The sequence below is a fragment of the Archangium sp. genome, from assembly GCF_036389735.1.
Taxonomy (GTDB): Bacteria; Myxococcota; Myxococcia; order Myxococcales; family Myxococcaceae; genus Archangium.
In genome coordinates this window covers 1-19,886 of sequence record NZ_DASVWK010000210.1, presented here as the reverse complement: position 1 = coordinate 19,886, position 19,886 = coordinate 1, and the positions used below count along the sequence as shown (strand labels likewise).

17 protein-coding genes are annotated in these 19,886 nt (G+C 67.7%); 12 read left to right on the top strand and 5 right to left on the bottom strand.

The genetic code is table 11. The annotated features are described in order from the left end of the window. On the top strand, positions 1 to 220 hold a 220-nt coding region (locus VF794_RS07870; protein WP_331108565.1), incomplete at its 5' end, for an ATP-binding protein. 9 nt (positions 221 to 229) lie between these two features. On the opposite strand, the gene VF794_RS07865 is transcribed toward VF794_RS07870, so the two are convergent. From VF794_RS07865 to VF794_RS07855, 3 genes are all read right to left on the bottom strand, one after another. Then, positions 230 to 1,360, bottom strand: a complete 1,131-nt coding sequence (locus tag VF794_RS07865; RefSeq protein WP_414640885.1) for an MBL fold metallo-hydrolase — start codon at positions 1,358 to 1,360, stop codon at positions 230 to 232. A 418-nt stretch (positions 1,361 to 1,778) separates the two neighbouring features. After that, complete coding sequence (locus VF794_RS07860; RefSeq protein ID WP_331108563.1) at positions 1,779 to 3,371, bottom strand: hypothetical protein; 1,593 nt, start codon at positions 3,369 to 3,371, stop codon at positions 1,779 to 1,781. Then, positions 3,368 to 4,414, bottom strand: a complete 1,047-nt coding sequence (locus VF794_RS07855; RefSeq protein WP_331108562.1) for a hypothetical protein — start codon at positions 4,412 to 4,414, stop codon at positions 3,368 to 3,370. The genes VF794_RS07860 and VF794_RS07855 overlap by 4 nt, the downstream gene beginning before the upstream one ends. A gap of 76 nt (positions 4,415 to 4,490) precedes the next feature. Between VF794_RS07855 and VF794_RS07850 the strand changes: the two genes are divergently transcribed. Next, positions 4,491 to 6,248 (top strand): serine/threonine-protein kinase, encoded by a 1,758-nt coding sequence (locus VF794_RS07850; protein WP_331108561.1) that lies wholly within the window; start codon positions 4,491 to 4,493, stop codon positions 6,246 to 6,248. A gap of 2 nt (positions 6,249 to 6,250) precedes the next feature. Here the strand turns inward: VF794_RS07850 and VF794_RS07845 are convergent, their stop codons facing one another. Next, positions 6,251 to 6,577: a hypothetical protein gene (locus VF794_RS07845; protein ID WP_331108560.1), complete on the bottom strand. Its 327-nt coding sequence runs from the start codon at positions 6,575 to 6,577 to the stop codon at positions 6,251 to 6,253. 211 nt (positions 6,578 to 6,788) lie between these two features. Here VF794_RS07845 and VF794_RS07840 point away from each other — a divergent pair, with 211 nt between their 5' ends. Next, on the top strand, positions 6,789 to 8,384 hold the full coding sequence (locus VF794_RS07840) for a hypothetical protein (RefSeq protein ID WP_331108559.1): 1,596 nt from the start codon (positions 6,789 to 6,791) through the stop codon (positions 8,382 to 8,384). A gap of 149 nt (positions 8,385 to 8,533) precedes the next feature. Next, a complete protein-coding gene (locus VF794_RS07835; RefSeq protein WP_331108558.1) occupies positions 8,534 to 11,281 on the top strand; it encodes a M16 family metallopeptidase in 2,748 nt (915 codons plus the stop codon). 53 nt (positions 11,282 to 11,334) lie between these two features. Here the strand turns inward: VF794_RS07835 and VF794_RS07830 are convergent, their stop codons facing one another. Continuing rightward, on the bottom strand, positions 11,335 to 11,961 hold the full coding sequence (locus tag VF794_RS07830; RefSeq protein ID WP_331108557.1) for a transglutaminase-like domain-containing protein: 627 nt from the start codon (positions 11,959 to 11,961) through the stop codon (positions 11,335 to 11,337). Between the two features lie 131 nt (positions 11,962 to 12,092). On the opposite strand from VF794_RS07830, the gene VF794_RS07825 reads away from it, so the two are divergent. From VF794_RS07825 to VF794_RS07790, 8 genes are all read left to right on the top strand, one after another. Beyond that, a complete protein-coding gene (locus VF794_RS07825; protein WP_331108556.1) occupies positions 12,093 to 13,253 on the top strand; it encodes a suppressor of fused domain protein in 1,161 nt (386 codons plus the stop codon). Positions 13,254 to 13,473: 220 nt separating this feature from the next. Beyond that, positions 13,474 to 13,749 (top strand): Yae1 family protein, encoded by a 276-nt coding sequence (locus VF794_RS07820; protein WP_331108555.1) that lies wholly within the window; start codon positions 13,474 to 13,476, stop codon positions 13,747 to 13,749. 206 nt (positions 13,750 to 13,955) lie between these two features. Next, positions 13,956 to 14,165, top strand: a complete 210-nt coding sequence (locus VF794_RS07815) for a hypothetical protein (RefSeq protein WP_331108554.1) — start codon at positions 13,956 to 13,958, stop codon at positions 14,163 to 14,165. A gap of 318 nt (positions 14,166 to 14,483) precedes the next feature. Continuing rightward, positions 14,484 to 15,689 carry an AHH domain-containing protein gene (locus VF794_RS07810; RefSeq protein ID WP_331108553.1) on the top strand — a complete coding sequence of 402 codons (1,206 nt, stop codon included), beginning with the start codon at positions 14,484 to 14,486 and terminating at the stop codon, positions 15,687 to 15,689. Between the two features lie 12 nt (positions 15,690 to 15,701). Next, positions 15,702 to 16,265, top strand: coding sequence for an imm11 family protein (locus VF794_RS07805; RefSeq protein ID WP_331108552.1), 564 nt, complete (start codon positions 15,702 to 15,704; stop codon positions 16,263 to 16,265). Between the two features lie 104 nt (positions 16,266 to 16,369). Then, positions 16,370 to 17,116, top strand: a complete 747-nt coding sequence (locus VF794_RS07800) for a hypothetical protein (protein WP_331108551.1) — start codon at positions 16,370 to 16,372, stop codon at positions 17,114 to 17,116. A 161-nt stretch (positions 17,117 to 17,277) separates the two neighbouring features. After that, positions 17,278 to 18,648 (top strand): hypothetical protein, encoded by a 1,371-nt coding sequence (locus tag VF794_RS07795; protein ID WP_331108550.1) that lies wholly within the window; start codon positions 17,278 to 17,280, stop codon positions 18,646 to 18,648. A gap of 40 nt (positions 18,649 to 18,688) precedes the next feature. Next, positions 18,689 to 19,561: a DNA adenine methylase gene (locus VF794_RS07790; protein WP_331108549.1), complete on the top strand. Its 873-nt coding sequence runs from the start codon at positions 18,689 to 18,691 to the stop codon at positions 19,559 to 19,561. The last annotated feature ends 325 nt before the right edge of the window (positions 19,562 to 19,886 follow it).

The window sequence follows — 19,886 nt, the reverse complement described above, 5'->3', positions numbered from 1 at the left end:
GAAGGACATGCATCGGCTGTTCGGCAGGTTCGAGCGTGCCGCGTCGATGAGCCACTATGGCGGGCTGGGCCTGGGGCTGTACCTGTGCCGGAAGATTGTCGAAGCCCATGGAGGGACCATCTCCGCCGACAACCCACCCGGTGCGGGCGCCCGCTTCACCATCCGCTTGCCAACGGAAGCACCGGGCCCCGGCGCGGCACCGGACAGCGGGCCGCCGTGAGGCACCGCCCTAGGGATTCTGGGTGGAAATGATGGGGTGCTGCTCCGCGGTCTCCCAGGGCAGGCTCGGCCACCAGCGCTCGAGCGCGGGCAGGGCGCCCGGCTCGATGCTTTGACCGGGCCTGGGCACGACGACCGTGTCGCCGGCCCGCTGGGCCGCCGCGAGCACGCGCTCGATGGGCTCGGTCCAGCCATGGACGGCGAGCGTGAAGAGCCCCCAATGCACGGGCAGGAGGACGCGGCCCTGGACCATCCGATGGGCGAGGACGGCCTGCTCGGGCCCGATGTGCCAGTCGGGCCACGCGCTGTGGTATTGGCCGACCTCGATCATCGTCACGTCGAAGGGCCCGAGGCGCGCGCCGATGTCCTTCATCGCGGGGAAGAGCCCCGTGTCGCCCGAGTAGTACACGCGGTGCTGGGGGCCCAGGAGCGCGAAGCCCGCCCACAGCGTCGCGTCCTTGTCGATGCCGGTGCGCCCCGACGCGTGCCGTGAGGGCGTGGCGACGACCTCGAGCCCGCGCACCCGCGTCCTCTCCCACCAGTCGAGTTCGACGATGCGCGCCTCGGGCACCTCCCACGACGCGAGGTGGGCGCCGACGCCGAGGGGCACCACGAAGGTGGTGTCCCAGTCCTTCATCGCCACGAGGGTCGGGTAGTCGAGGTGGTCGTAGTGGTCGTGGGAGATGACGACCACGTCGATGGGAGGCAGCTCCTCGAGCGCGAGGGGCGGGGCGTACCAGCGCTGGGGGCCGACCCAGGTGAGGGGCGAGGCGCGCTCGCTCCAGATGGGGTCGGTGAGCACGCGGTGGCCGTCGAGCTCGACGAGCGTCGTGGAGTGCCCGAGCCAGGTGACGCGCAGGCCCGTGGGCGGCGGCGTCGCGAACTGGCGCCGGTCGCCGGGCACCGTGGGCGGCGGCTCCGCGGGGCCCACGTGGGGGCTCGCATCGAACATGGCCGTCACCGAGCCCCACCAGTCGTTGTGGAGCGGCTGTGGGTTCTCGAAGTGGCCGTCCCGCCACTGCGCGGAGCGCTCCATGCGCTCCCGACGTGCCCCCTCGGCACGCCGTCCCATCGCGGTCCACGCGTCGGCGAGCGTGGCGACCAGGGCGACGACGAGCACGGCCCCCGCCCAGCGGGCCACCCTCGCCACCTTCTTCCGAGCCACGTGCTCCTCTTTCCTCCGGCGCGCTCCAACGTCTCGGTGCCGTGGGTGACGAATCTACCAGCCTCCCGCCCCCACGGTGAGCGGGCTACTCCAAACCCCTTCGCGCGGAGCTATCGGGCCTGGGGCTGGGCCGGTGCTGGAGCCTTGGGCTGGGGCCAGCTCACGGTGGTGCCGGGCAGGTCCTGGCCGAAGCGGGGTTTGAACGTCTTCCGCCTCTCGGCGGTGCCGCGCCTCGTCTCTCAACTATTGGGCGCTGTTGTCGCTGGCACAGCCCGTCAGCAACTGCCCCACGACACACACCGCGATTCATCGAAGTGCCTTCATTTGTCCGTCTCCTGACCGCCAACTATAGCGGCTGAGCCCGGCCCTCGGTCCAAGGAGCGCCGTCTCGAAATCAGGGCTCGAGTTGCAGGACGGTGGAGGACCACTTCGCGGTGCCCTCGGCGGCGCCACGGCTGACCTCCAGGAGCGTGGGCGAGGTGAGCGAGTGCCAGCCCAGGGAGGCGCCAATGACCCCGTCGGCCGCGTAGGAAGTCTCTCCACCGGCCTGGCCGGATTGCGGCTGCCCGCTGGCGAAGACCAGCGTGCGTGTCGGATCCACGGCGGTGATGGGAAGGGAGACGCTGCTGGTGGCCGCGTCCATCGTCACCGGGACATGCTGGGCCCGCGCGCGCTCGCCGAAGTCGATGCGCTCCCAGGAGATGGAGTCGATGCTCGCCGCCTCGCAGCCCGTGGCGCCCGCGCCGCGCGAGAAGGTGATGGAGGTGGGCGAGGTGAGCTCGCCGCGCAGGACCCGGTCACAGATGGCCTCCGTGGCGACGCCCGACACCCGGTAGGTGAAGAGCAAGGCGGTGGAGCCGAGCTCCACGGGCTCCAGGTTGGAGATGACGAGCTGGGTGCCCGTCATCCTGCCCGTCAGGCCGCGGGAGACATTGGTGCCCGAGAACTCCACGACCTGGAGCGCGACGTGCCAGCTCGGTTGACAGTTGACGGAGAACTCGAAGTCCACGTGGTCCGCCGTGGAGAACGACGCGGTGTAGAAGTCATCATCTCCCTGGCTGGAGCCGTCCTGCTCGGAGCTCACCAGCAGGAAGGAGTTCCGCAGGCGGGAGACCGGCTGGATGTGGATTTCGGTGAGGGGCGTGCCCCCACAGGAGCCCTGGAGATGCTGGACCTTCAGCCCGGACGCCAGCTCCGCCGTCTGCCAGAGGATCCGGACCGCGTCCTCGCCGCCGTCGTCGAAGTCGTTGCGGCGGCAGGTGAAGGCGTCCAGCGCCGAGAGCGAGCAGTTCAGGCTCGCGGAGTCTGGGTCGGAGTCGTCCGAGCTGGCCTGGAAGAGCAGCAGCGTCTTCGACCTGTCGAGCTGCGCGGGGGAGATGGGGCACGTCACCGAGCCGGCGCCGACCGGCAGGGTGCAGACGCCGGTGCGCACCACGGGCAGGATCGTCTCGTTCTGGCTCGCCGTGGAGAAGCCCGGCGCCGCGGCGGAGAGGGGGAACGTGCCGCCGGTCCGCCCCTTGAAGTAGAAGCCGGTCCGCACCGCGCCCGGGGAGAACACCACCTCGGAGGTGGGGGTGGTGCACCCCGGGTCGGTGAAGAACGAGAACCCCGCGGCCGCTGGTCCCGACAGCGCCACCCGCCTCTGGGAGGGGACAGGGAAGAGGTTGCCGGAGGCGTCGCGGGACTCGAGCTCCACCAGGGTGGAGCAGCCTCCCGCCGGCAGCGTCCGCGCGGGGCCGAGGAAGGCGAGCTGAGGCCGCGAGCCGACTCCCCCCCCATCCGGCTCGTCCACCGGAGGGTCTGCCTCGGGCTGGCACTCGGCCTCACGGCAGACGAAGCCCGGCGCGCACTCGTCATCCTGGTCGCAGGCGAACCGCCGCGTGTCGACACCGGTGGAGCCACAGTTACAGCCCTGAAGTGAGGCCAGGAGCGCCAGCACCAGCGCGGAGAGCCAGGGCCCGGTGTGCCACCGTGAGGACCTGCTCATGGGAACTCCCCTCCTACCGTCACCCCGGAGGGAGTGGCGGAGACCGTCACGGGCGCGCCGAGCACCCAGAATGTTCCTCCCACGAGGGCCGTGGCGCCCGCGACTCCGAAAAGGAGGTTCGCGAGCCTGGCGCTCGAGCGGGCCCGCTGATCGAGCACGAGGGCCTCGCGCTGGGTCAGGCCGGTGGTGAGGCCACGGTCATCCACGGGAGCGCCTTCCACCTCGGCCCGGGCGCTGCGTGAGCGCCACCCGAAGTATCCCCCCGCCGCTCCCGTGCCCGCCGCGGCCCCCAAGAACACGTATGCCGCGGTACGCCAGGGCGAGCCCGGTGAGCCTTCCAGCTCCGGGGTGCCCGTGGGGGGCTTCGCGGTCGCGGTGAGCGCTTGAAGCCGGGGAGCCGTCTCCCGCAGGGGGGAGGTGGCGCTGCCCACCGTGGCGAGCACGGCCTGGCGCTCATCCAGCAGCTCCGCCCACCATTGCACCCGCTCCCCCTTCACGGCCACCGAGGCCCTCCCCTCCACCAGCGGGCTCTCCTCTTGCCGCCAGGGAGCGCCATCGGCGTTCAGGTGGAAGCGCACCAGGCGGGCCAGCTTCAGGACGTCCGTGGTCACCTGCACGGCCACCCCTTCGATGGTGGCGTCCGTCTTGCTCGCGGGAGCCGCCTCGAGCCGCAGCGCCGCCCGCTGATCGGCCACCCAGGCCTTGGCCTCGAAGAAGGGCGTCACCACCCGAGGGGCGTAGTCCCCGGTGAGCTGATGATCCGGCGCGAGCACCACGAGGGTCTGGAACGCCGCGCGGGCCTTCGCCGGCTGCTGGAGCATGGCGGCCACCACGCCCTGCAACTCCAGGATCCGCACGAGGGTGTCCCGGTCATTGCCTGGGCGCGCGCGGGCGGCCTCCAGCGCGCGGGCCGCCTCGGAGTAGTGCAGCCCGTCGAGCAACTGGCGGGCACGGGACAGCTCCGGGTTGGAAGTCTGGCCCCACGCTTGCGAGACCAGGAGCAGGGCGGTGGTGAGCGCGAGGAGCGGGGGGAGGCTGGACAAGGCGTGGGGATGTTAACCGGGGTGCGCGGGAAGCGTCGAATTGACAGCGCCCGGGTAGGATGAAGAAAGTTCCCTTGTGAGCGACACCCACCGCCCCCCGGTCTCTTTCGAGGCCCCCGCTGTCTGGCAGCAGGGGCTGGTCGTGGGCCGCTACAACCTGCTGTCGCGGCTCGCCGTGGGTGGCATGGCGGAGATCTGGCTGGCGCACCAGCAGGGGCCCAAGGGCTTCGAGAAGCTCGTCGTCATCAAGCGCATCCTCGATGGGTTGGGCACGGATCCGGACCTCGTGGGGATGTTCCTCGACGAGGCCCGGATCGCCGCGCAGCTCAACCACCCGCACATCGTCCAGATCTTCGACCTGGGTGAGGAGGCGGGGGCCTTCTACATCGCCATGGAGTACCTGCCAGGCGAGACCGTGGCCGCCATCGCGCGCACCGGAGCGCTCCAGCGCAACCCGCTCCCCATTCCCTATGCGGTGCGCATCATCGCCGATGCCGCCGAAGGCCTGGCCTACGCTCATGCCAAGAGGGGGCCGGACGGGGCACTGCTCGGCATCGTCCATCGGGACGTGTCCCCGCAGAACCTGCTCGTCACCTATGACGGGGTGGTGAAGGTGGTGGACTTTGGTATCGCCAAGGCCGCCACCCGCGAGAGCCACACCGTGGTGGGCCAGATCAAGGGCAAGACGGCGTACATGTCGCCCGAGCAGGCGCGGAGCCAGCCGCTCGACGCGCGCAGTGACATCTTCTCCCTGGGAATCATCCTCTTCGAGCTGGTCACCCGCTCGCGACTGTTCCGGCACCATGATCCGCTCGTCGCGATGAAGGCCGTGGCCAGCGACGAGCCGATTCCCTTCGCGCACGACTACCGCCCCGAGGTCCCCGAGGCGCTGAGCCACATCATCGCCCGGGCGCTCGCGCGCGATCCGGCCAGGCGCTACCCCACCGCCCGTCATTTCCAGGGGGCGCTGGAGGAGTGGCTGCGGAGCCAGCAGCCGGTCCCCGGCTCCTCCGAGCTGGCCGGCTACATGTCCCAGACCTTCGCCACGCAGATCCAGGAGCGGGCCCAGATGCTGAAGCAGGCCCGCTCCGGGGAGCTCTCCACCGCGGGCGCTCGCCGGGTGGTGCGCGGCAGCGCCACGGGGGACTCGATGCCGGGGAGCAGGCTCCCGCTCGAGGAGACCACCCTGGAGCAACCCCGGCGCCGACGTTCCTGGATGCCGCTCGCCGGGGCCGCGGTGCTGCTGCTGCTGGTAGGCGCCGGGGCCTTCTTCGCCCTTCGTCCAGGCGAGCGGGGAGCGCCCGCGAGTCCCGCCGCGGCTCCAGCACCGGCGGTCCTCACCATCGAGACGGATCCTCCGGGCGCCCTGATCAGGGTGGACGGAAAGGAGGCCGGGCGTTCACCGCTGACGCTCGACACGCTCGAGCTGGGCGAGCACAAGGTGTCCGCCACGTTGGAGGGGCGAAGACCGGCGGAGCGTCAGGTGAAGCTGGCTACCCCGGGCGAGCGGTCCATGCTGTTGCTCGCGCTGGCCCCCGAGCTGGTGCCTCCCACCCCGCCGGGTCCGCTGCCCGCGCCCGGCGAGCCCGCTGCCACCGAGCCCGCTGCCCGCCCGTCGAAGCGGGTGGCCATGGGCCGATTGACCCTGGACACCGTGCCCTGGACCCGCGTCTTCCTGCGTGGGCGGCGGCTGGGAGACACCCCGCTCATCGAGCTGGCTCTGCCCGCGGGGCAGCACCAGCTCAAGCTCGTCAACGAGGAGAAGAACATCTCCACCGTCATCGAGGTGGAGATCCGTCCCGGGCAGACCACGGCGAAGAAGCTGCGGCTCTGAGCTCACGCACGATTCTGGTGTGCAGTCCGAAGCCGTGGCCATCCTTCTTCGTCGTGAAGCCCTGGGTGAACAGCCGCGGCAGGCTCTCCGGAGTGCGCCTGCTCCCGTGAGGAGCTGTGCAGCCAGAACAGGCCCCACCCTATCAACAAGGCCACCACCGTGGAGCCGTTGGTCGCCCAGGCGTCCGGGTTGGAGAAGAGGGACCGCTTCGAACCGAAGCCCGTGTGGTAGAGCTGGTGAAAGAGCCCCACGCCGAGGCAGACAATGGCGGTGAAGACGAAGCCCAGGCGCACCCCCAACAGGTAGACCGCCAGCAGGGGAACCAGCATGACCGTCGCATGCGAGGAGACCCCGGTACTTGCCGAGGTCCTCTGGAGGCAGCTGGCGCTGCTGGGGTGTCAGGAACGCATCCACCCCAGCGATGAATCCTCTCCACAGAACTTGAAGCATCTCTCGGGGTTGCCATGCCCGCCAGGTGTCGTCAATCGCGGCTACCGTCGGAAGACGCTAGGCTCCCGGCTCCTCGAACCGGACGGCTCCATGCGCATTCCACTTCCGCTCCTCGTTCTCCTGCCCCTGCTCTCCTCCTGCGGCTGGGACTACTCGGTGACGGTCATCCCCGAGTCCCTCGTGTTGAAGCCAGGCGAGTCACGCACCGCCGAAGTCCGATTGGACCGTCTGGCGAAGGAATCCATCCTCATCCTGGCCTCGGGCCCGGTGGAGGGGCTGGAGGTGGGGAGCGGCCACGTCGAGGAAGGGGACAACCGGGGCACGGTGAAGCTCACCGTGAAGCCAGATGCCCACGAGGGCCCGCGGGAGGTCACCTTCCGCATGGAGTCGAATGGAGCCCCCCTGCGTGAGGTGCGCTTCAGGGTCGAGGTGGTCCATCCCCCGCTGCCCACCACGGGGACGCTCCGCGTCACACTGACGGCCCCCATTCCCACCCCCACCAACCTCCCCTGGGCCAGTCAGCTCAAGGGCCCGGACGGATTCGAGCGGCGCCTCGTCAGCGACAGCTTCGACGCATTCAAGCCCCTCCTCCTGGAGAACCTCGCGCCCGGGGCCTACACCCTCCTTCCCGAGCGGGTGTACCGGGTCAGCACCAACGGCCCCCAGGCCCCCCAGGTCCTGGAGGTATTCGTGCCCAGCGCACGCAGCCTCCCCGTGACGGTGACGGCGGGCGAGACGGCCTCGCTCTCCTTCCACTACACCGAGCGGCCCAACGCGGCGCGCATCTGGGCCTCCGACTCCGCCCATGAAGCGCTGACCGCCTGGCGGTATTGGGTGGGCAGTCCCTACACGCTCACGGTGAGCCTGCCAGTGGGTAGCGGCGCCGGGCACATGGCCGTGGACGCGGAGGGCCACCTCTACCTGGAGCAGCCGGGCACGAAGACCCTCGTGCGCTACGCGGCCTCCCAGCTCGACACCTCCGGGACCCAGAGCCCGGAGACCGTCCTCGAAGGGGTCGACAGCCCCGCGGGCCTGGCGTTCGATCCCAGGGGCGCCCTTTGGTACGCCTCGGGCAACCAGGTGGTGAAGCTCGATCCCAAGGCGCTCGTGGCCCCGGGGCGACGCACGGTGAGCCCGACGCTGACGCTCCAGGGCGGGCTGAGCGGGGCGCGCGCGCCCACCTTCGACAAGCACGGCAACCTGTATGTCATCAGCACCGGAGATGATCGGGTGGTGAAATTCGCCGCCGCTCAGCTCGCCGGCTCCGGCAACGTGACGGTTGAACCGGCCGCCACCTTTACCAGTGCGGGCATCCGCTCGCCGCGCGACCTGGCTTTCGATCCAGACGGCCACTTGCTGGTGAGCAACTCCGGCCCGATGGGAACGTTCCTCTCCCGGTTCCTCGCCAGCCAGCTCGAGGCCAGTGGCGCGGTGACACTCGAACCCCACCTGCGCCTTCAGAGCCAGGATCTGCTGTCAGCGGGCGCCCTGGCTTTCGATGAGACGCGAGCCGTGTGGGTGGTGGACACCGCCAGCCGGAAGCTGGTGGCCTTCAGCGCGGGGCAGCTCGCTGGCGCGGGGACCTTCAACCTCCGCGCCGCGAATAGCGTGGCCACGGGCTCCGATGGCACCTGTGTGGACCTCGTCCTCTCTCCTCCCGCCTTCGGCACGCCCCTGCCCCGCTGACCGCACCCACGCGCCTTGGGCTGACACCGCAGGGTGTCAAGCACCAAGCAACAACCGCCAGGACACCCCAGGGGCCGGATTCCGCCGCCGACTCTCGCTCCCGTACAGTCGCGCACATGAGCAGTGTCCTGTCCGTTCGATGTGTCTGGGTGGTCGCCTTCATCTTTCTTGCCTCCTGCACCGGCTTCCGCGCCATGCGGCCGCCCCACTTCGGGAGCTTGAAGACCGAGAAGCGTGACTTCCACATCGACCACGGCATCGCGCTGATTCGCGCGCAGAACGGGCTGAGGATCGCCTTGATGCAGGACGTGCGCACGAACCTCGTCGGCGTCGACGTCCGATATCTCGTCGGCGCCGCCGAGGATCCGCCGGGGCGCACCGGAATGGCCCACCTCGTCGAGCACCTCTTGTTCACCGCGCGCGCCGAGGCCGGCGGCCCGACGATCGCTGACGAGCTCTCCGATACCGCGCTCTATTACAACGCGTGGACCAACGCCGACGAGACGCACTACACGTCGCAGGCGCTCGCCGATCAGCTCGCGAAGCTCATCGCGATCGAGGCGCGCCGGATGCAGGTGACGTGCGACCGGATTGACGATGCGCTGTTCGAACGCGAGCGCGACGTCGTGCTCGCGGAGAATACCTGGCGCCATGCGAGCCACGAGACCCTGCAAGACGAGTTCGTGGCGAGGCTCTGGGGCAAGAAGCACCCCTACGGGCGCCGGGTGAGCTCTCCGGAGATCGCTCAAGCAACCCGCGAGGAGGTGTGTGCATTCATCGACGCGCACTACACGCCCGACCGCGCCATCCTCGTCGTCACCGGCAACTTCCGCACCAACGAGGCGATCAACGCGGTACGCGCGGCGTTCGGCGGGCTCAAGCGGAACTCGACCGTCGCGCGCACTTCGCTCGAGCCGGCGGTCCTCACCGGCAAAACGTCTACGCACACCGCCGACATCGACGAGGCGACCGCGTTCATCTTCTTCCACGCACCGCCGTGGGGGGCGAGCGAGTCGACGCAGCACGCGATCGTCTCGACGATGCTCGGCACCGAGCTGCGCGCCCTCGACGAACGCGAGGAGTGGATCACCAACACCGGTGTCACGCAGTTCGGCGGGGTGCGCGCTCCCTTGCTGACCGCGGTCGTCTCGGTATCGGATCCGGCGCGGCTCAACGCGGCGGTCGACAAGGTATTCGCCGCCGCGGCGACGCTCGTCAACGAGCGCAAACACATGATCGAGCTCTCCCGAGCGCAGCTCCGCACGCACCTTGTCGGCACCTACGACGCATTTGATGAGGCCGGCTCCTGGATCGCGGACTTCCCCCAGTACACCGACCACAATGGGTTCTTCGTCGAGGATCTCGCGGCGCTCGACCGCACGACGATCGTCGATGTCGCCATGTACGCGAGCACGACGCTCGACCGCGCGCACAGCCACATCGCTCTGGTCCGACCGAGCGGGAAACAGGCGCTCACGACCCGCGCCGAGTTCCCGACGCGCCGCCGCGAGCACGACCTCCAACCCTGGCGCACGCCGGTCGACCCCTCCGAGGCGAGCCGCCCGCTCGATCCGCGCGCGTCGCGTGTCGCCAGCACGGTGGAGGAGCTGAGGCTGTTGAACGGGATGCGCGTGCTGCTCGCGCCCGATCCCAACAGCCCGCTCGTCGACGCGCGGCTGGTGTTCCCCTACGGCTCGGCGGCGGACCCCGTCGATCGGCCGGGGCTCGCGGAGCTGACCGCGCGACTGCTCGCGAACGATACCACCCGCCTCTACCGGCGCGCCGACGTCGAGCGGCTCACCTTCGCGACCCAGCTCGGCACGCGGCTCGACACCAGCGTCGGGGAGCGTGCGACGGTGTTCACGGCGCGCGGCACCGCCACGTTCGCCGACTGGCACCTCTGGCGCCTGTTCTGGCTCCTCGACGCCGGCATCTTCCCGGACGACGATGTCGACGAGGTCCGCCGCCGCGCCCGTGCGGCCCACGACGACGACGACGACGCGGATGCGCGCGGCGTCCAGGCACTCCGGGTTCGCCTTTTCGGCGCCGGTCACCCGTACGCGCAACCTCGCCCCGGCCCCGCCGACATCCTGAAGATCTCGGTCGAAGAGCTCGAGGCGTTCCGCGAGAGCCATTACCGTGCCAACGGTGCGACGCTGATCATCTCGGGAGGCTTCGACGTCGCCGTGATGCGAAGGACGATCGAGGAGCTCTTCGCCAGGTGGGACGGCGAGGCTCCGCCCCCGCCCGCGATGGTGCCGCCGAGCCGGCCAGCCAAGGGGCCGAGCTGGGTCGCCGTCGTCGACGAGGAGGCGAACCAGGTGGGCGTCAGGATCGCGTTCTCCACGGCCTCGGATCCGATTCGCGACGTCGCCGCGCGCCAGGTGCTCCGCGAGATGCTCGAGGATCGCATGCGCGTCGTCCGCGAGGGGCTCGGCGCCAGCTACGGCGTATCGGTCGACTACCTCGGCGGCATCGGCGGCGGCGCACTGCTCGTCAGCAGCGACCTCGAGCTCGATCGCTCTGGCAAGGCCCTGGTCGCGCTCGTCAACGAACTGGCGACCGTTCGGAAGCGGGGCGGCGCGTTCGCCGAGGACTTCGTGCGTGCCCGGCGTCGCGCGCTTGGCCAGGCGCTCGCCGACTCCGCAGGGGCGAGCGTCCTCGCCGACGAGCTCGAGACGGTCGCGGTGATGTCGCGGTCGCTGTCCTACTTCGACGCGCAGGTCGCGGCGATCGCCGCGACGACGCCGGATGCGGTCGCGGCGGCGGCCTCCGCCGATCTCTCCGAGGAGCGGATGGTCGTCGTCATCAGCGGCCCGCGCAACGCGGTCAACGCCGTGCTCGCGGCGACAGGCCAGACAGCCGAGGTCATCGATCAGGGCGTCGCGGCCAGGTAGCGGCGCATCGCGGCTTTCGGCTGCGGGCTTACATGAGCCAACAGCATGTCGCCTCAGCTCTCGGCAGGGGCCTCGTAGTGCTCGAAGGCGCTGCCATAGCCGTACATCCCATTGTCCGTCGGCGTGATGGCCGCGGAGGGATCCTTGCTGCAGGCGGCCGCCGTCGGGTCGAACATCTTCCACTGGCCGTCAGCGCCCTTGTACTCCACCCAGGCGTGGTTGCCGCGGTCGGTCGTCCCGTACGCCACCCGCGCTTCCACGCCGGACGCCTCGAACCGCTGCGCCGCCTCGAGCGCCATGTCCGCGCACACCCCGGACTTGCTGCCATCGAAGGTGTTCTCGTTGGACATGGTCTGGCCCCACGTCTTGCCGCCCGAGTGGTCGTAGTTCCAGCCCGCCGCCTCCTGAGCAATCTGCTGGGCCACCGCGTCCGGGTTGGCCGCCGAGGACTGGGGGCTGCCGCTCGCGCCCACGGCACTCGTGGGCTCCGACGCGAAGTTGTCGCTGTAGTAGTCGCGCTGGAACTCGCTCTGTGGCTGCACGGAGGCGGGAGCGGTCGTCGTGGACTGGCTGGACCGCACCCCCGTGTCCGCCTGCACGTTCGCCAACTGCGACTGCACGCGCTGGAGGATGGACTGCGCCAGGCTGGAACCGAAACGGCTCGTCACGCTCTGCATCATGGGGGGCCTCGTCGGGGCAGGTGCGGCGGGTGGCGTGCCTGGATTCTCGGACCTTGCGAAAACAAGTTGCGTCTTTTTCTCGCCCTCCGTGACCATATCCTCCCGAGCCCCCCTCCCCTCCGGAGACGTCCATGTCCGAAACGGGTCGCGATGCGCTCGAGGCCGAACTCCAGCGACACCACCCGGGCCTCACCCCGGTGCGCCTCGAGGGACCGGAGGACTCACCGGTGCGGTGGGTCGAGGCCTGGCCGGTCGAGTCCCCACCCCACTGGCATCTGGTGACGTTCGGGCTGACCGACCTGGAGGTCTCGGATGCGCCCTCCCGGATGAGCGGCTGGGGGCAGGAGCTGACCCTGCGGGTGGCGCGCGGCACCGAGCCCACGCCTCCCGAGTGGGCGGTGGAACTGCTGCACGAGCTGGCGCGCAAGGTGCGGCGCTTCCGGCAGGGCTTCGAGGAGGAGACGCTCGACATCGACACGGACGCGGGCGGCATGCACGGGGTGGTGATGACGCGGGACCCGACGCTCTCGCCGCTGCGGACCGTGAACGGGAGCGTGGCCTTCATGCAGGCGGTGGGGCTCGCCGAGGAGGAGCTGGAGCTCGAGCCCTCGGAGGTGCTCGACGCGCTGAGGGCCGAGGACCCGCTGCTGTTGACCCGGCCAGAGCGGCTGTCGCGCCAGGCCCGTCTCCCACCGCCCCCGCCTCCGGAGCGAAGGGCCGGAGAGTCCGAGGCCGTGTGGGCGTGGCGGCGCATCGAGCGGTGGCTGGAAGCCCAACAGCAGGGACTGAGCGCGCGGCTGGCCCCGGGTGCCACGGTGGAGGAGCTCGACGCCGCCGAGCGGAAGCTGGGCGTCCGCCTGCCCGAGGATGTCCGCGAGTCCTACCTGCGGCACGATGGGGAGCAGCGGTTTCTCGGCCTCTTTGTCGGCTGGAGTCAGCTGTCCCTGCGGGACGTGCAGCGGGAGTGGGCCTTCGAGCGGTGGGAGGAGCGGGCGCCCCGGAGCCGCGGCCCCGTGAAGGCCCTGTCCTGGAGCCCGCGCTGGATTCCGGTGCTTGCCAACGGCGCGGGCGACTTCCTGTGCGTGGACCTGGAGCCGCCCGAGGCGGGCACTCCGGGACAGCTCATCTCGGTCTACCACGATGACCCCGAGCGCATCCGCATGACCCGGAGCTTCACCTCCTGGCTCACCCGGTTCGCCGACCGGCTCGAGAGCGGCGAGTACGCCTACGACGAGGACCAGGGCGTTCACTCCCGGGAGCCCGTGCGGCTCGGCGACCTCATCGAGCCTTGAACAGGACGCCTCGCGTTGGCCCGCTCCGTGCTGGGGCGCCAGGTACCATGTCTGGAGTCCATGACCGGTTCGTCCGCTACACCTTCAGTCAGCCCGAGCGGGCGGCGGCCGAGTTGCGCGCCGCCCTGGGCTTGCCCCGGTGTCAGGAGGGTTGACGTCCGGAGTCACCTCCTGGCAAACCACTTCCCCAGTCGTGGACGCGTAACGAGCGGAGGAACTGATGCGGAGCTATGCCGAGGAACTCATGGAGCGGGGACACCAGGAGGGGCTGGCACGCGGCCGAGAAGAGGGCCGCCAAGAGGGCCGGGAAGAGGGCCGGTTGCAGGGGCGCGCCGAGGTGGTGCTGCGACTTCTCACCGCCCGGGGTGTGCACGTCGACGACGCCTCCCGCCAACACATCCTCTCCTGCTCCGACGCTGCCCTCCTCGACCTCTGGTTCGACCGCGCCATCCACGCCACTTCCCTCTCCGAGGTGCTCGCCCCTCTGTCCCCGTAACCACGCCCCCAGTTCCTGTTCTCCCGAGGATGAGCACGAGGTAGTGGGGCGCATGGACCAGGACCTTCACACCTCCAACAGGCTTGCCCGTGGTGGCGCCTGGGGCTGGCGCTGTCGGGTGCCGCCGTGCTCGTGGTGGCGCTGCTGCCGGCCACGTTGATAGGAGCCCCCGCGAATGCGCTATTGTCCAGACGCGCAAGCACCCGGTGATCGATCCCCCTGCGGCCCTGGCCGAGCACACCCGGGTCGCCATGAGCCACCTGGGCGCCGACATCCTCGCGCTCGACTTCCTGGAGACCCAGGAGGGCGAGTACGTGCTGATCGAGGCCAATGACACCCCCGGCCTGTCCGGCTTCCCCGAGCAACTCCGCGAACACCTCGCGAACTGTCTCCGGAGCCGCATCACCGCGAGGTGAGCTTCACCCCTTCGCGGAGGGGAGTTGACGCCTGGAGTCACCTCCTGGCTGGGCAGGTGCCTGCCACTTTTCCGGGGAGCCGCAGCCGAAAGCCTCGGTATGCTGGACTCCTCCAGGGAGTCGACTGCCTGGACAATGGAGTGGGGAATGCCGCTGCGATTGTCGCTGGCTCTGTGGCTGCTGCTCACGCTGTCGTGCGTGAGGAGCAGCGAGCCCCCTCGGGAGCCATGGTCGGAATCGTGGCACCCCATTGTCCGCGCACAGCGATTACCGAGCGTTGAACGAGCTGCCACGCCTGAAACGGTAGTAGGTGTGGAGATGCTGCGGGACGGCCGGCTGAGGCTGGAGCTGCCTCCGTTGCCAATAGAGCCGGGCCCGCACTCCTTCTCCGTAGAGGAAGCACAGGCGGTGCTGGCGGAGTTCCACGAGGTGGTGGCGCAGCTCAAGCCGGGACAGGTGCCGGTGGCGCAGGAGGTCAGCAAGCAGGGGTCTCCGCTCTCGCTTGGGGAGAGATGGCTACGAGAGCAGTACCAGGAGAGCTATGGGGGGCTGCCCAAGTACCCGCTGCCCGAGAAGCTGGAGGGCAGTGCGCTCCTGCTGGTATTGCGACTGTCTCCGAATTACATGCCCGAGGGGGTGCGAGACGCGGCCCATGAACTGCTGAAGGATCCGGTCTTCCTCGCGAGCGTGGCTTCCTCGCTGGTGCTGTATGGGATTGCGTGGGCCGCGCCCGAGCCGCTCTTCACCAAGGCCTTCGCGGTATCCGTGACGCTGGTCCTGACCCTTGTCTTCACCGTTGCGGAGTTGGTGCACTTTGGCACGGTGTGCATGCAGTTGTACCAGGACACACGGAATGCGCGGACCCAGGCGGACATCCAGGCGGCGTCGGAGCGCTTCGGTCGGTACCTGGGAGGTGCGGGCCTGCGAATCCTGGCGTACCTGGCGGGGCGGGGACTGGCCCGGGCGCTACCGAATCGCCCACCGGGAGGAGGGTTCCGCCAGTTGCTGCCACAACGCCGGGCGCTGCCGTCGAGTGTGCCGCACCTTCCGGAGGGCACGCAGGTGGATTGGAGCACGGCCACCTCAGTGTGGGCCTCCGTGTCGGAAGGAAGCGTGGTGCTGAGCGGTGCGGCGGTGGGGGCCACCTCCCAGGGACTCCGCGGCGCCTGCAAGGATGGGACACTCAAACTGCTTCGCCACACCTGGCACCACCTGGCCACCGCCAGGAACCCCACGGATAGCGTCCGCGGTGGCCCCTGGACACCTCGCTTCCTGCGGCTCTTCGCCAAGGCGGGGATGAACCTGGAGGCGAGCGAGAACCTCGTCTACCTGGAGGGCCACGCGGGGCCTCACCCCGAGGCGTACCACGAAGAGATTCACGAGCGGCTCGCAAGATCTGTCGGCACTTGCCGGACAGTCTCTCAATGCAGAGCCAGGCTGGTCGAGGAACTGCGGCGTATCGCGGACGAGGTTTGTACGCCCGGCTCCAGGCTCAACCGTCTGGCGACGAAGCCTCCGAAATGAAATGGATTCCCCATGCGATACTTCCAATTGCGTGACGACATGCGCATTCCAGGACGTTGGGTCCTGGGAGACCCTCTGGATGAGAACAACCAGGAAGTGACTGCCTGGCATTTCGGGGAGGGGCGCATCATTGAGAGGCAGAGCCCCCTGCGTCTCCAGCAGGTGCAACCTGGACATGCGCTCGACTTCAGCCTGACTCCGCTGACCCTTCCCGTGGTCCATGAGAAGGTTGTCTCGCTGTTCGGCCGACTGGGCCTGCGGCAGCAGGTGCAGTTCATCCCGGCCCATGTGGAGGGCGAGTCCGAGCCCTATTTCATCCTCAATGCCCTTCAGGTCCTCCGCTGTATCGACGACCAACGAAGCGAGCGGGTGGAATATTGGAGGCCCGAGGACGGAAACCCCGAGGAAGTGGGGCAGTACCGTGTCGTCACGGGGCTGCGAATCGACCCGAGCAAGGTGGGCGACGCTCAGATCTTCCGCCCTTGGGGTTGGTACGTGGCGCTCATCGTCTCCGAGCACCTCAAGCACGCCATGGAGCAGGAGGGCCTCACCGGCACCCGATTCCTCGAAGTGTGACGGCGGGCACATGGGAGATTCCCCCGGTGTCAAGGGAGTTGACGCCTGAAGTCACCTCCTGGCAGACCACTTCCCAAGAAGCCTTGGGGAGGCGAGGAGCACGCATGGACGAGGAGAAGAAGGCCGAGGCGAGCGGGGACGGGCCGGAGCAGGTGGGGCCGTATCTGCTCCAGGAGCAGGTGGCGCAGGAGGACTCCAGCCGGTGGGAGTGCTACCGGGCCACGCACCAGACGAGCGGGGCGCCGGCCCTGGTGTACAAGCCCGCCGCCGAGGACAAGAAGCGCCCGGGGCCGCTGCCCGACTTCCGGGCCCACATCACCTCCTCGGCCTCGGAGGACTACTTCGCCCTGGAGGTCGAGGACTCCCCGTGGGCCGTGGCCCCCGACAAGCACTCGGTGGAGTCGCTGGTGTGCACCTTCGAGGCTGTCCGCCAGGCCGTGGGGCGCCTGGATCAGGCCCTCCACGCTCCCAACGAGGCTCGCCCGTGGTGGCGCCTGGGGCTGGCGCTGTCGGGTGCCGCCACCGTGCTCGTGGTGGCGCTGCTGCCGGCGACTCTGGCACCTGTTGCCGAGGTGCGGGTGCAGGAGGATGCCACGAGGGAGGCCTGGGCCACGGACGTCCACGTGGACCCCGTCCCTGCCAAGACGCCGCTCCCGGTGAAGAACCAGAAGCGGGCTCCCTGTATGGAGGGCCTTGAGGTGGAGGTGTCCGGCGTCTGCTGGCTGCCGATTGAGAAACGCCCCTGCCCACCGCAGACCGTGGCCTACCAGAGCCAATGCCTTCTGCCCGTCGCGGTGCCCCGTCCTCCCGTCACCAGCCTGGACGGTAGCGACAACTCCGAGTCCCCCTGAGGCATCGCCTCCTGGCCCCGTACGAGGAACTTGGCGTCCGGTCTTCCTCCACCTCTGGGACATACTGCGGGCCCCTCGTTACCCGGCCCCTTTTAGTTGATTGCGTAGTTAGCCCCGCCTAGTGTTCACGTTCTCTTGAGCGCAACGCCGTGAGGAGTGGCATGGTCAGACGAACCGCGAAAGCAATCAACCGCGAGATTCCGCCGACGAACCTGTTGTTTGATCTGCGCAATCCTCGTTTGGACCCGCAAGCGAGTCAACGGGACGCACTACGCACGTTGGTTCAGAATCTTAGAGACAAAATCGTCAATTTGGCTGAGGACATCGTAGATCATCGGCTCGATCCCTCGTCACTGACGATCGTCTCGCCCGACGAGAGAGACGACAAACTCTTCGTTGTGCTCGAAGGCAATCGACGGCTTGCCGCGCTCCGACTCTTGGAGAATCCAGACTTGGCTGCCGACCTGCTTGAACGCAACGCGCAGAAGCGACTCAGTGCACTCGCAAAGCGGTATGCTGCCGATCCTGTCGGTACAGTATCGTGCGTGGTATTCGAAGACCGCGACGATGCGCGCCATTGGATTCAACTCAGGCACCGTGGAGAGCAGTCAGGTCGCGGTATCGTCTCGTGGGATGCCACTCAGGCCACTCGATTTGAGCAGAGTACCGGGACCGATTCGCGGAACGCGCCCGCACTGCACCTGATCGACTTGGTGCGCCGGAGCGGACGGCTCGACGAAAGCACGATGTCAAAGCTGGATAGCATCCCGATTACCACTGTGCAGCGCATATTGAATGACCCCAGCGTTCGTCAGCGTCTAGGGATTTCTATCGAGAATGGACAGCTCTGCTCAGATCTAACAGATGGCGAGGTCCTGAAAGGTTTCATCCGCGTTGTAACCGATGCGGCTCACGGACGGCTGCCTGTTTCCGTAGTCGATACAAAAAAAGACCGCGCCAAGTACCTGGATACCTTCAAGGATACGGAAGTTCCGTCGCCTGCAGCCCCCAGGGGTGAGCGCAAAGTGCTGACCGCCATCGCGGCCTCGACCGGATCGTCTCCCGCTCCGAAGAAGAGGACCAAACAATCTACGCAGGACCGAAAGTACGTCATCCCGGGCAGTTGCAAACTATCGATCGGAAATGCGAAGGCGAATAATATATTCCTTGAACTTAAAAGGCTCCCTGCAGACCAGTTTCCGAACGCGGCCGGTGTTCTGTTTCGCGTCTTCCTTGAAATCAGCGTCGATGTCTATATCATCGACAAGAAGTTAAAGACCAACGTGGAACTTGATCAACTCAAACTCAAACAGAAGATAGTCATCGTCGCAGACCATCTTGAGGGTCAGCGCCTAATGGTGAAGCGCGAACTGGCATCGGCACGGCGAACGACCGATCCGAACCATTTCGTGGCGTCATCGCTTGATACGCTCCACAGTTACATCCACGCCACCAACTTCACGCCCACCCCAACTGATTTGAAGACGGGATGGGATAATCTTGAGTTGTTCTTCCGGAAATTATGGGAGTAAGCGTGTTGTCCGCCCGTGCAACTGTCGTTGAAGAGGAACAATGCGTTACCTGACTCCACTACGGTACCCAGGCGGCAAGGCAAGGCTCGCGAATAACATCAAACGCATCCTTGAGGTGAACAATCTCGTGGATGGGCATTATGTAGAGGTCTACGCTGGGGGCGCTGGAGTGGCTTGCTCACTGCTGATCGATGAGTATGTCTCGCACGTCCACATCAATGACTACGACCGCTCCGTATATTCGTTTTGGTCCAGCGTCCTGAATAACACTGAATCACTTTGTCGAAAAATTCGTGACACGCGCGTGACCGTCGCTCAGTGGCGGAAGCAGCGCGCAGTACAGGCCAACCAGAGCAAAGCCGACGAACTCGAATTGGGTTTCTCAACCTTCTTCCTTAACCGCACAAACCGTTCAGGGATAATCTGCAGCGGGGGAGTGATCGGCGGGAACGATCAGACGGGCGAATGGAAAATTGATGCCCGGTACAACAAAAGCGAACTCATTGAGCGAATCCAGCGTATTGCCCGTTATCGAGACCGGATCACACTTTATAGATCCGACGCAGCGGAGTTGCTTCATTGCTTGCTTCCCAAACTCCCGAAGAAAACACTGCTGTATTTAGACCCGCCTTACTACGTGAAGGGCAAGCGGCGGCTGTACGCGAACTTCTACGAACACGCGGATCATGAGAAAATCTCAAAAGTCATCCAGACAGCAAAACTCCCATGGATCGTGTCATACGACGACCAGCCTGAGATTCGTCTCCTTTATGCTAATCGTCGGTGTCTCGCGTACGGGCTCCAATATTCGGCCAGGGACAGATACAATGGCGCCGAGGTGATGTTCTTCAGCCCTGGTCTAAAAACTCCCATGGATGTCGTTCTCTCCAGGGACGGTTTGAACGGCAAATAATAATCGCACGAGGCCCGTGTTTCCGGCCGGGAAGGTGTCAAGCTGGAAGAAGGCACGGCCGAAAACGCCGTCCGGCACCAGTGAGTGGAAGTGAGGAGTCCTCGCCAACGTCGCCCAGCGAGCGCCTGGCCTCACAGGACCGGCATGCGGGGCTGCACCCCGTGGCATAAACCTCCCCTCATGCCTCGCGACGTCTCCTTCTTCGACTCCCTTGGCCGCCTCCTCGCCCTCGAGCGCGACGCCGAGCGCGCCCGCATGGAGGCCCTCGCCGAGGGCATGTCCCTCCAGCAGCGCGCCGAGCAGGGCCTCTCCTTCCTCGACCTCG

Excerpts from the sequence above, each read along its gene's own strand:
- VF794_RS07800 (WP_331108551.1), top strand. The coding sequence starts at position 16,370 with ATGGACGAGGAGAAGAAGGCCGAGGCGAGCGGGGACGGGCCGGAGCAG.
- VF794_RS07810 (WP_331108553.1), top strand. The coding sequence starts at position 14,484 with ATGCTGCGGGACGGCCGGCTGAGGCTGGAGCTGCCTCCGTTGCCAATA.
- VF794_RS07840 (WP_331108559.1), top strand. The coding sequence starts at position 6,789 with ATGCGCATTCCACTTCCGCTCCTCGTTCTCCTGCCCCTGCTCTCCTCC.
- VF794_RS07845 (WP_331108560.1), bottom strand. The coding sequence starts at position 6,577 with ATGCTGGTTCCCCTGCTGGCGGTCTACCTGTTGGGGGTGCGCCTGGGC.
- VF794_RS07825 (WP_331108556.1), top strand. The coding sequence starts at position 12,093 with ATGTCCGAAACGGGTCGCGATGCGCTCGAGGCCGAACTCCAGCGACAC.
- VF794_RS07860 (WP_331108563.1), bottom strand. The coding sequence starts at position 3,371 with ATGAGCAGGTCCTCACGGTGGCACACCGGGCCCTGGCTCTCCGCGCTG.
- VF794_RS07795 (WP_331108550.1), top strand. The coding sequence starts at position 17,278 with ATGGTCAGACGAACCGCGAAAGCAATCAACCGCGAGATTCCGCCGACG.
- VF794_RS07805 (WP_331108552.1), top strand. The coding sequence starts at position 15,702 with ATGCGATACTTCCAATTGCGTGACGACATGCGCATTCCAGGACGTTGG.
- VF794_RS07820 (WP_331108555.1), top strand. The coding sequence starts at position 13,474 with ATGCGGAGCTATGCCGAGGAACTCATGGAGCGGGGACACCAGGAGGGG.
- VF794_RS07830 (WP_331108557.1), bottom strand. The coding sequence starts at position 11,961 with ATGATGCAGAGCGTGACGAGCCGTTTCGGTTCCAGCCTGGCGCAGTCC.
- VF794_RS07790 (WP_331108549.1), top strand. The coding sequence starts at position 18,689 with ATGCGTTACCTGACTCCACTACGGTACCCAGGCGGCAAGGCAAGGCTC.